General features: G+C 72.6%; 8 protein-coding genes. 5 read left to right on the forward strand and 3 right to left on the reverse strand.

Going from position 1 to position 11112, the window contains the following annotated elements; genetic code table 11:
• Positions 1 to 469 precede the first annotated feature (469 nt).
• From ACFY0D_RS37710 to ACFY0D_RS37720, 3 genes are all read right to left on the reverse strand, one after another.
• Positions 470 to 838 carry a hypothetical protein gene (locus ACFY0D_RS37710; protein ID WP_390802407.1) on the reverse strand — a complete coding sequence of 123 codons (369 nt, stop codon included), beginning with the start codon at positions 836 to 838 and terminating at the stop codon, positions 470 to 472.
• A gap of 8 nt (positions 839 to 846) precedes the next feature.
• Entirely contained in the window at positions 847 to 1104 is a 258-nt protein-coding gene (locus ACFY0D_RS37715; protein ID WP_390802398.1) for a hypothetical protein, read from the reverse strand.
• Between the two features lie 642 nt (positions 1105 to 1746).
• On the reverse strand, positions 1747 to 3369 hold the full coding sequence (locus ACFY0D_RS37720) for a CocE/NonD family hydrolase (RefSeq protein WP_390802399.1): 1623 nt from the start codon (positions 3367 to 3369) through the stop codon (positions 1747 to 1749).
• A gap of 345 nt (positions 3370 to 3714) precedes the next feature.
• Between ACFY0D_RS37720 and ACFY0D_RS37725 the strand changes: the two genes are divergently transcribed.
• From ACFY0D_RS37725 to ACFY0D_RS37745, 5 genes are all read left to right on the forward strand, one after another.
• The gene (locus ACFY0D_RS37725; protein WP_390802400.1) at positions 3715 to 4527 is read left to right on the forward strand and encodes a TIGR03084 family metal-binding protein; all 813 of its coding nucleotides are present in this window, start codon (positions 3715 to 3717) and stop codon (positions 4525 to 4527) included.
• Between the two features lie 68 nt (positions 4528 to 4595).
• Positions 4596 to 6320, forward strand: a complete 1725-nt coding sequence (locus ACFY0D_RS37730; protein ID WP_390802408.1) for an acyclic terpene utilization AtuA family protein — start codon at positions 4596 to 4598, stop codon at positions 6318 to 6320.
• On the forward strand, positions 6317 to 7915 hold the full coding sequence (locus tag ACFY0D_RS37735; protein WP_390802401.1) for an acyl-CoA carboxylase subunit beta: 1599 nt from the start codon (positions 6317 to 6319) through the stop codon (positions 7913 to 7915). Before ACFY0D_RS37730 ends, ACFY0D_RS37735 begins: the two co-directional genes overlap by 4 nt.
• An 8-nt stretch (positions 7916 to 7923) precedes the next feature.
• Positions 7924 to 9834: a biotin carboxylase N-terminal domain-containing protein gene (locus ACFY0D_RS37740; protein ID WP_390802402.1), complete on the forward strand. Its 1911-nt coding sequence runs from the start codon at positions 7924 to 7926 to the stop codon at positions 9832 to 9834.
• Positions 9831 to 10991 carry an acyl-CoA dehydrogenase family protein gene (locus ACFY0D_RS37745; RefSeq protein WP_390802403.1) on the forward strand — a complete coding sequence of 387 codons (1161 nt, stop codon included), beginning with the start codon at positions 9831 to 9833 and terminating at the stop codon, positions 10989 to 10991. Before ACFY0D_RS37740 ends, ACFY0D_RS37745 begins: the two co-directional genes overlap by 4 nt.
• Positions 10992 to 11112 lie beyond the last annotated feature (121 nt).

Genomic DNA, 11112 nt, shown 5'->3' on the forward strand with positions numbered 1-11112 from the left:
TGGTTCCGGCCCGGCCGGGCTGTCCTGCGGGGCGGGGGCTTCGGGTCGTGCGGGAGCCGCTTGATCGGAATCAGGGAGGCGTATGGGGGTTTCCCGTCAGTCTCATCGTCTCTCCGGTTCGGGCCGGTCCCTCAAGGGCGCTCCTTCGTCGCGTCACTGCGTGATGGCCTGCGGCCACCCTTGACCGACCGTCCCGCCCCGGAAAGTCGAAGACTGCCGGGAAACCCCCGAAGGAACGGGCCGGGTGTTCAAGGAGGAGGACGGGCGATCAGAGATGCCCAGGCAGATCCCGCTGGGCACGGTCCGGAGACGGGGCCCATGACAGCCGCCTGCCGGGTCGGGGGAAGCGCGTCCGATCGCTACGCGCTCCTCATCTCTCAGCGTCTCCAGGCCGTCCTGGGCTGGACATAGGCCGCCCACCACATGGGGGTGCTCTTCTCCTCGCCTGCGACCGGCGGTTCGGGCCTGGTCACGGGGTGAGATCGAGGACTCGGACCGGCTGTCCGGCCCAGCGCTTCGCGGTCGTGGTGGCGACCACCGCGCCTTCGGGCCGGTCGGGCGTCGGCTGTGCCACGTACAGGCTGTGTGCCTCGGCCCAGCTTTCGTGCTTCGGCACGACGAGTGCGGCCGGCAGGTCCAGGTCGACGACGGTGATGCCGGGAAGCGCCGCAAGGTGCTCGGCGGTGCCGGGGCGGGCTCGGTCGGCTTCGACGAGCGCGCACGTGGGCGCGTACAGGTACCAGCCCGCCTCCGCATGGGCGCGGTGGATGAGTCGCGAAGCCAGGATGTTGCCCAGTCCGGCGGCCTCCATGGCCGTCTCGTCCAGGACGATGTGCATCGCCTCGGTCACTGGGGCCTCGCCTGCGCAAGGCGTCGGTCGAGCTCGCTGTCGAGGTCTTGCTGCTGGGCCGCTGTGGGGGCGTAGCCGTTCCATTCCTCCAAGGCCGCCCGTGCCTTTTCGGCCCGCTCGGCCCGCTCGGCCGGGGTCAGGAGCGTTTCCGCCAAGCGCGCCAGGTAGGCGCGAAGGGACAGCCCCTCGGCGGCCGCTATCGAGGCCAGTCTGTCCCTGGCCTCTTCAGGGATCCGGACGTTGGCATCAGGCATGGTGGTGCTCCTCCTCATCCTCCTAGGGTGGGTACGTACCCGTACCCGTACCCGTACCTCAATACTGCGCTGATGGGGCCGCTGCGTGAGGCATGGCCGCCACCACGGCCACCCGGATCAGTGCCGGCTCCACTACGGAATAGCCGCTGTTCCAGGCTTCTCCGCCACGAACAACCGTCAGACGCCTCCCATGAGGAGCACCTGTGGGTCGTGGGCGGCCTATGCCCAGCCAGGGACGGTCGTCGGGCGCTGAGAGATGAGGAGCGCGTAGCGATTGGACGCGCTCCCCCGACCCGGGCCCCGGTCTCGATGGGCCCCGCCTCGGGAGCATGCCCCTACGCCCGACCAGGTCGCGGATCTCTGATCGCCCCGTCCTGATCCTTGAACTCCCGGCCCGTTCTTTTGGGGGTTTCCCGGCGGTCTTCGTATGTCCGGGGCGGGACGGTCGGTCAAGGGTGGAGCGCAGCGACATCGCGGAGCGACGCGACGAAGGAGCGCCCTTGAGGGACCGGCCCGAACCGGAGAGACGATGAGACTGACGGGAAACCCCCATACGCCTCTCCGATGCCGCCCGTGCGGGTCCCGCCCGCCGCAGCCGCCCCGCAGCCGCCCCGAAGCCGCTCCGCCCCCCCCGACGGCGGGTCAGCCGAGGGGGAGGTCCAGGTAGGACGGGGTGGCGTCCGGGGAGGTGAACGCCAGGGTTGCGCGGGGCAGGTTGGCGTCGGCGTAGAAGGGGTCGCGGGCGTCGATCACCAGCATCAGGCGGTGGCCGCGCGGGATGTCGTAGGCCGTGGCCTGGAGTTCGATGTCCGCGCTGATCAGGCTGTCGGGCGGGGAGTCGAGGTCGGTGTACGGGGCGTGCGTGATGATGTGGGCCGTGCCGTCGGGGGCGGTGTCGAGGAGGTAGGCGACGAATGTGGATCCGGGGTTCGCCGCCCGGTACGTCACGCGCAGCCGCGGTATGCCGCGCAGCCGGGTGGTCTCCCCGGCCGGGTCCGCGGTCCATACGGCGGCGACGGTGCGGTCGATGTCCTGGGTCCGGTAGATCTTCGGGCGCCCGGCGATCTCCGCGTAGCCGGACTGCACCACCTTGTCGGCGACGGTCGCCGGGGTGTCCACCCCGCACAGTACGGTCGACGTCCAGCCGGCCTGTGGTTCGTCGCCGAGCTCGCCGTCGTCCGTCAGGTGCAGCCGTTCCAGGCGTTCGGTGAGGGAGGGCCAGGTGGGGCGGGGTTCGAGGGTTTTGCTCCACATGATCTCGCCGAGCACCTGACCCTCGGTGTCGATGCCGTTGTCGATCTCCTTGAGGTGGCGGTCGAACCAGCGGTGGGCGTCCGTCCAGATCCGGTTGGGCAGGCCGAGCATGCCGGTCATCTCGGGGCCGGAGTGGTCTCCGATGGAGACGGCGAGGCGTTTGGGGCCGGTCAGTTCGTTGAACATCTTCAGCGTCTGGTTGGGCGGGAAGAGCGTTTCGTGCCAGGCGTGCGAGAAGAAGACCGGCACCTGGCGGCGGTTGAGTTCCTTGATGTGGGTGAAGGGCGAGCGGGTCTCCGCCCAGCGCAGGGTGCCCTGGACGTCGCGGTCGGCGAGGACGTTGTCGAAGACGCTCTGCGTCTGCGGGCTCAGCCGGGCCTTCGCGGCCGCGTCGAGCAGGGCCCGTACGGCCGCGATGTGCCGGGTGGAGTTCTCGTAGAAGGCCTCGCCGAGGTCGCCCCAGGTGCTGAGCGCGACCACGGCGTCGACGCGGGTGTCGTGCGCGGCGACGAGCTGGCTGATGCCGGAGCCGTACGAGTCCCCGAGGAAGCCGATCTTCGTCACCGGGCCGGTGCTGCGCTCGATGAGGTGGTCCAGGGCCCGGCTGCCGTCGGCGACGTCGAGCGGGCCCGCCACGTCGACCTGGCCCTCGGAGCCGGAGAAGCCGCGGGCGGAGTAGGCGAGGACGTTGTAGCCGCGGGCGGCGAAGAGGGAGGCCTGGACGGCGTACGGGAGCCAGCCCAGGCTGGACCAGGGCGAGGGCATGACGATCGCGGGGCGGGGCTGGGTCCCGGTGTGCCGCCAGAGCGCAGCGTCGAGGAGGTCCCCGTCGGCGCCGGTCACCTTGCCGCGGGTCAAGACGGCGACCGAGCGGACCTCGGCGATCTCGGCGGCGCGGGCGGGGGCGAGGCCGGTGACGTCGCCGCTCTCCAGGGCGGTGACGAAGGCGGTGAGGGCGGTCGCGTCGAGTTCGGGATAGAGGGAGAAGGGGGTGCGGGCGGCTGGAGTCACGTCAGTCCATCCTCTTCGTCGTCTTCGTCGAGTGAGTCGAGTGCGTCGAGTGACACGAACTGGGTGCGCCCGCCCGGGCCCGGAGCGGAACGTTCAGTATCGACGGGACATCCGGTGACGTATCGCGAGTTTCCGGCTTACGGCCGAAATCGCCCCCGCCGTTCGCGTAGGCCGCCGGGCGGCGGGACCTGCGGCCGGTGCGCGGGGTGGCAACTGCCTTTCCGGTGGGGTGGTTTGGCTCGCGTGGCGGGAAGGTGTCGCCGCCCGAGAAAATCATGCAAGCATGCTTGATTGTTTTGCCGGGTGCTGCCAGTCTTCCCCTCACGCCGAGAAGGGGAGCGCACCGTGCCCGATCCGTCCGCCGTCGACGCAGCCGTCGCCGTCTTCGCAGATCTGCGCGAGGAAGGCCGTGAACTGGATTCCCTGGTAGGGGAGTTGGACGTCCCCGACTGGGCCCGGCCCACCCCCGCGCCCGGCTGGACCGTCGCCCACCAGATCGCCCACCTGCACTGGACCGACCGGGCCTCGCTGCTCTCCCTCACCGACGCCACCGGCTTCGGCCACATGGTCGAGGAGGCCCTGAAGGCCCCCGACACCTTCGTCGACGAGGGCGCGCGCGAGGGCGCCGAGCTGGCCCCCGCCGAGCTGCTCACCCGCTGGCGCACCACGCGCGCCGCCCTCGACGAGGCGCTGGCCGCGGCCTCGCCCGACACCCGCTTCCCCTGGTACGGGCCCCCGATGAAGGCCGCCTCCATGGCCAGCGCCCGGTTGATGGAGACCTGGGCCCACGGCCAGGACGTCGCCGACGCGCTCGGCGTGCGCCGCACCCCGACCGCGCGGCTGCGGCACGTGGCGCGGATCGGCGTACGGGCCCGCGACTACGCCTACGCCGTACGCGGACTGCCCGCCCCCGCCGAGCAGTTCCGGGTGGAGCTGACGGCCCCCGACGGCCCGCAGGTGTGGACGTACGGCCCGCCGGACGCCCCGCAGCGGATCACCGGCCCGGCGCTCGACTTCTGCCTCCTGGTGACCCAGCGGGCCCACCGCGCCGACCTGCGCCTGACCGCGACCGGCCCCGACGCGGACCGCTGGCTGGACATCGCCCAGGCGTTCGCCGGCCCGGCGGGAGCCGGCCGGGAACCGGGAGCCGCGCGGTGACCCGGCGCCCGCTCGTCATCGGCAACGCCTCGGGCTTCTACGGGGACCGCTCGGGCGCCCTGCGCGAGATGCTGACCGGCGGCCCGCTGGACGTGCTGACCGGCGACTACCTGGCCGAGCTGACCATGCTGATCCTGGGCCGCGACCGCCTGAAGAACCCGGACCTCGGCTACGCCAAGACCTTCCTGCGCCAGCTGGAGGAGACGCTCGGGCTCGCGCACGAGCGCGGCGTACGGATCGTCGCGAACGCCGGCGGCCTCAACCCGGCCGGACTCGCCGACGCCGTACGGGCCCTGGCGGCGAAGGCGGGCGTTCCGGTGCGCGTCGCCCACGTGGAGGGCGACGACCTCACCGCGCAGGTGGACGGGGCCCTGACCGCCAACGCCTATCTCGGGGGCGCCGGGATCACGGCCTGCCTGCGGGCGGGCGCCGACGTGGTGGTGACCGGCCGGGTCACGGACGCGGCGCTGGTCAGCGGCCCGGCGGCCTGGTGGTTCGACTGGGCCCGGGACGACCACGACCGGCTCGCGGGGGCGGTGGCCGCGGGCCACGTCCTGGAATGCGGCACCCAGGCCACCGGCGGCAACTACTCCTTCTTCGCCCGGCACGACGTCCGCCGCCCCGGCTTCCCGCTGGCGGAGATCTCAGAGGACGGCTCGGCGGTCATCACCAAACACCCCGGCACGGGCGGAGCCGTCACCACCGGCACCGTCACCGCCCAACTCCTCTACGAGACCCAGGGCGTGCGGTACCTCGGCCCGGACGTGACCACCCGCCTGGACACCGTCCGGCTGACCGACGAGGGCGCCGACCGGGTACGCATCACGGGAGTGCGCGGCGAGGCCCCGCCGCCCTCCCTGAAGGTGGGCGTCACCCGGATCGGCGGCTGGCGCAACGAGGTCGTCTTCGTCCTGACCGGCCTGGACATCGAGGCCAAGGCGGACCTCGTCCGTACCCAACTCGCCGAGGTGCTGGAGGGCGTGGCCGACGCGACCTGGACCCTGGCCCGCACCGACCACGAGAACGCCGACACACAGGAGACGGCCTCCGCCCTGCTGCGACTGGTCGTCCGCGACCCGTCCCCGGACCGGGTGGGCCGCGCCCTGACCTCGGCGGCGATCGAACTGGCCCTCGGCAGCTACCCGGGCTTCCACGTCAGCGCCCCGCCCGGCCCGGCCCAGCCCTACGGCGTCTTCACCTCGACCCTGATCCCGCCGGACGAGGTCCCGCACGTGGCGGTCCTCCCGGACGGGACGCGCATGCCCATTCAGGCCTCGTCGGCAGGCCCCGCCGCATGTTCAGCCCCTCCGGCGTTTGAGGAGCGGGGGCCCGGGGGCGGAGCCCCCGCGGGGTCCGGGGCCGAGCCCCGGGACGGGGGGCCGGGGGCGCAGCCCCCGGATTCGGGAAGGGGCGGGGTGGGGGAGAGCGGCCCCGCAGGGCCCACCACCCGCGCGCCGCTCGGCGCAGTGGCCGGGGCCCGCAGCGGCGACAAGGGCGGCGACGCCAACGTCGGGGTCTGGGTCGAGACCGACCCCGCCTGGGAGTGGCTGCACCGCACGCTCACGGTGGATGCCTTCAAGGCCCTGCTCCCCGAGACCCGCGGCCTCCCCGTCGCCCGCCACGAGCTGCCGCAGCTGAGAGCCCTGAACTTCACCGTCACCGGCATCCTCGGCGACGGCGTCGCCTCCGGCCACCGCTTCGACCCCCAGGCCAAGGCCCTCGGCGAATGGCTCCGCGCCCGCCACCTCGACATCCCCGTCGCCCTCCTCCCGGCCCCGGAGGCCACCTCATGACCCGCCTCGGCACCACCGTCGACCCGCACGCCCCCGATCACGCGCAGGCCCGTACCGCCGCGCTGGAGCGCCTCGCCACCCTCGATGCCGAGCACGCCAAGGCCCTGCAGGGCGGCGGCGAGAAGTACACGGCCCGCCACCAGGACCGCGGCAAGCTCCTGGCGCGCGAGCGCGTCGAGCTGCTCCTCGATCCCGACACCCCGTTCCTGGAACTGTCCCCGCTCGCCGCCTGGGGCAGTGACTACCCCGTCGGCGCCTCCATGGTCACCGGCATCGGCACCGTCGAGGGCGTCGAGTGCCTGATCACCGCCAACGACCCCACCGTCCGCGGCGGCGCCTCCAACCCGTGGACGCTGAAGAAGGCGCTGCGCGCCAACGAGATCGCCCGCCAGAACCGCCTCCCCTGCATCAGCCTCGTGGAGTCCGGCGGCGCCGATCTGCCCTCCCAGAAGGAGATCTTCATCCCGGGCGGCGCGGTCTTCCGCGACCTCACCCGGCTCTCGGCCGAGGGCATCCCGACCGTCGCCGTCGTCTTCGGCAACTCCACCGCCGGAGGCGCGTACATCCCCGGGATGTCCGACCACACCATCATGATCAAGGACCGTTCCAAGGTGTTCCTCGGCGGTCCGCCCCTGGTCAAGATGGCCACCGGCGAGGAGAGCGACGACGAGTCCCTCGGCGGCGCCGACATGCACGCCCGCGTCTCCGGACTCGCCGACCACTACGCCCTCGACGAGTACGACGCCATCCGCCAGGCCCGCCGCATCGTGGCCCGACTGAACCACCGCAAGCCGCACCAGGACCCGCCGAAGGCCGAGGAACCCCTCCACGACCCCGAGGAACTCCTCGGCATCGTCCCGCCCGACCTCAAGACCCCCTTCGAACCGCGCGAGGTCATCGCCCGGATCGTCGACGCCTCCGACTTCGACGAGTTCAAGCCCCTCTACGGCCCCAGCCTCGTCACCGGCTGGGCCACCCTGCACGGCTACCCGGTCGGCATCCTCGCCAACGCGCAGGGCGTGCTGTTCAGCGCCGAGTCCCAGAAGGCCGCCCAGTTCATCCAGCTCGCCAACCAGCGCGACATCCCCCTCCTCTTCCTCCACAACACCACCGGCTACATGGTCGGCAAGGAGTACGAGCAGGGCGGCATCGTCAAACACGGCTCGATGATGATCAACGCGGTCTCCAACTCGAAGGTCCCGCACCTGTCCGTACTCATCGGCGCCAGCTACGGCGCCGGCCACTACGGCATGTGCGGCCGCGCCTACGAGCCCCGCTTCCTCTTCGCCTGGCCCAGCGCCAAGTCCGCCGTCATGGGCCCCCAGCAGCTGGCCGGAGTGCTCTCCATCGTGTCCCGCCAGTCCGCCGCCGCCAAGGGACTCCCGTACGACGAGGAGGCCGACGCCGGGATGCGGGCCTTCGTCGAAGCGCAGATCGAGTCCGAGTCCCTGCCGATGTTCCTGTCCGGGCGGCTCTACGACGACGGGGTCATCGACCCGCGCGACACCCGTACCGTCCTCGGCCTGTGCCTGTCGGCCGTCCACAACGCCCCCGTCGAGGGCGCCCGTGGCGGCTTCGGCGTCTTCCGGATGTGAGCCCGCACATGACGAACCTGACCTCCCTCCTCGTCGCCAACCGCGGCGAGATCGCCGTCCGGATCTTCCGCACCGCCCGCGCCCTGGGCCTGGCCACCGTCGCCGTCCACTCCGACCCGGACGCCGACGCCCTGCACGTCCGCGACGCCGACGCGGCCGTACGGCTGCCCGGCGCGGCCCCCGCCGACACCTACCTGCGCGGCGACCTCATCATCAAGGCCGCCCTGGCCGCGGGCGCCGACGCCGTGCACCCCGGCTACGGCTTCCTCTCCGAGAACGCCGACTTCGCCCGCGAGGTCCTGGCCGCCGGACTGACCTGGATCGGCCCGCCGCCCGAGGCCATCGAGGCCATGGCCTCCAAGACCCGGGCCAAGGAACTGATGCGCACCGCCGGGGTGCCCCTCCTCGACCCCGTCGACCCGGCCACCGCCACCCCCGCCGACCTGCCCCTCCTCCTGAAGGCCGCGGCCGGCGGAGGCGGCCGGGGCATGCGCGTGGTCCGCGACCTCGACCAGCTCAAGGAGGCCCTCGACGCGGCCTCGGCCGAGGCCCGCTCCGCCTTCGGGGACGGCGAGGTCTTCGCCGAGCCCTACGTCGAACGCGGCCGCCACGTCGAGGTGCAGATCCTCGCCGACGCCCACGGCACCGTCTGGGCGCTGGGCACCCGCGACTGCTCCCTCCAACGGCGCCACCAGAAGGTCATCGAGGAAGCCCCCGCACCGGGCCTGCCCGAAGACCTGCGGGAGAGCCTGCACACCGCAGCCGTCGCCGCCGCCCGCGCGGTCTCCTACGAGGGAGCGGGCACCGTCGAGTTCCTCGTCACCGCCGACGGGCGCCCGTACTTCCTGGAGATGAACACCCGCCTCCAGGTCGAACACCCCGTCACCGAAGCCGTCTTCGGGCTCGACCTCGTCGCCCTCCAGCTGCGCGTCGCCGAGGGCGCAGCCCTGCCCCCGGCACCCCCACAGCCCACCGGCCACGCCGTCGAAGCCCGCCTCTACGCCGAGGACCCCGCCCAGGACTGGCGGCCCCAGACCGGCGCCCTGCACACCCTCGCCATCCCCGGCGAGATCCGCGTGGACACCGGCTTCACCGACGGGGACACCGTCGGCATCCACTACGACCCCATGCTCGCCAAGGTCGTCGCCCACGCCCCCACCCGCGCCGAAGCCGTCCGGGCCCTCGCCGCCGCCCTCGCCGGAGCCCGCATCCACGGGCTCACCACCAACCGCGAGCTCCTCGTACGCTCCCTGCGGCACCCGGAGTTCGCCGCCGGGCAGCTCGACACCGGCTTCTACGACCGCCACCTCGACACCCTCACCGGCGGCGCCCCGGACGCCACCCCGGCCGCCCTCGCCGCCGCCCTCGCCGAAGCGGCCCCCGGCCCGGACGCCCCCCTCGCCGCCCGCCTCGGCGGCTGGCGCAACGTCCGCTCCCAGCCGCAGACCCGCCGCTACCGGTCCGCCGGCGTCGAGCACGAGGTCCAGTACCACCCGGTGAACCACCCCGGGATCCGCGTGGTGGCCACCACCCCCACCCTCGTCACCCTCGAAGTCGAGGGAATCCGGCGTGCGTTCCACGTGAAACAAAATTCGAACAACACCGAGATCTACGTGGACTCCGCCCTCGGCGCCCACACCTTCACCCCCGTTCCCCGCTTCCCGGACCCCCAGGACCGCACCGAACCGGGCTCACTGCTCGCCCCCATGCCCGGCACCGTCGTCCGCGTCGCCGAGGGCCTGGCCCCCGGCAGCCCCGTCACCGCCGGCCAGCCCCTGCTCTGGCTGGAGGCCATGAAGATGGAGCACCGCATCCTCGCTCCCGCCTCCGGCACGCTCACCGCGCTCCACGTCGCCACCGGCCAACAGGTCGAGTTCGGCGCCCTGCTCGCCGTAGTCCAGGAGGAACCGCAAGCATGAGCACCGTCATCGAAACCGAAGAGCACAACGCCCTGCGCGCCGCCGTCGCCGCCCTCGGACAGCGCTACGGCCGCGACTACCTCACCCGCGTCGCCCGCGAAGGAGGCCACCCCGACGAGCTGTGGGCCGACGCCGCGAAGCTCGGCTACCTCGGGGTCAACCTCCCCGAGGAATACGGCGGCGGAGGCGGCGGCATCGCCGAACTCTCCATCGTCCTGGAAGAACTCGGGGCCGCGGGCAGTCCCCTCCTCATGATGGTCGTCTCGCCCGCCATCTGCGGCACGGTCATCGCCCGCTTCGGCACGGACGCCCAGAAGCAGGCCTGGCTGCCCGGCCTCGCCGACGGCAGCCGCACCATGGCCTTCGGCATCACCGAACCCGACGCCGGATCCAACTCCCACCGGATCACCACCACGGCCCGCCGCGATGGCGACGACTGGATCCTCACCGGCCGCAAGGTCTTCATCTCCGGCGTCGACATCGCCGACGCCACCCTCATCGTCGGCCGCACCGAAGACGCGCGCACCGGCAGCCTCAAGCCCTGTCTGTTCATCGTCCCGCGCGACGCCCCCGGCTTCACCCGCTCGGTCATCGACATGGAACTGGCCGCCGCGGAAAAGCAGTTCGAACTCACCCTGGACGACGTACGCCTGCCGTCCTCCGCCCTCGTGGGCGACGAGGACGCGGGTCTGCTCCAGCTGTTCGCCGGACTCAACCCCGAGCGGATCATGACCGCCGCCTTCGCCATCGGGATGGGCCGGTACGCCCTCGCCAAGGCCGTCGACTACGCGAAGACCCGCCAGGTCTGGAAGGCGCCCATCGGCGCGCACCAGGCCGTGGCCCACCCGCTGGCCCAGGCGCACATCGAGCTGGAACTGGCCCGCCTGATGATGCAGAAGGCGGCCCGCCTGTATGACGCGGGCGACGACATGGGGGCGGGCGAGGCGGCGAACATGGCCAAGTACGCCGCGGCGGAGGCCTGCGTCCGTGCGGTGGACCAGGCGGTCCACACCCTCGGCGGCAACGGCCTCACCCGCGAATACGGCCTGGCCTCCCTCATCACCGCCTCCCGCGTGTCCCGCATCGCCCCGGTGAGCCGCGAGATGATCCTGAACTTCATCTCCCACCAAACCCTGGGCCTACCGAAGTCTTACTAGGCCGGGTGCGGGCTGTCTGCCGGGCGCTGCCCGGACCCGCGCCTCAAACGCCGGCGGGGCTGGATGTGGCGGGCTTGTCGGCAGGTGGCGGGGCGGGGGGCCGGGGCGGGGTGTCTCCTCG

Source organism: Streptomyces sp. NPDC001502, from assembly GCF_042894785.1.
Classification (GTDB): Bacteria; Actinomycetota; Actinomycetes; order Streptomycetales; family Streptomycetaceae; genus Streptomyces; species Streptomyces kutzneri.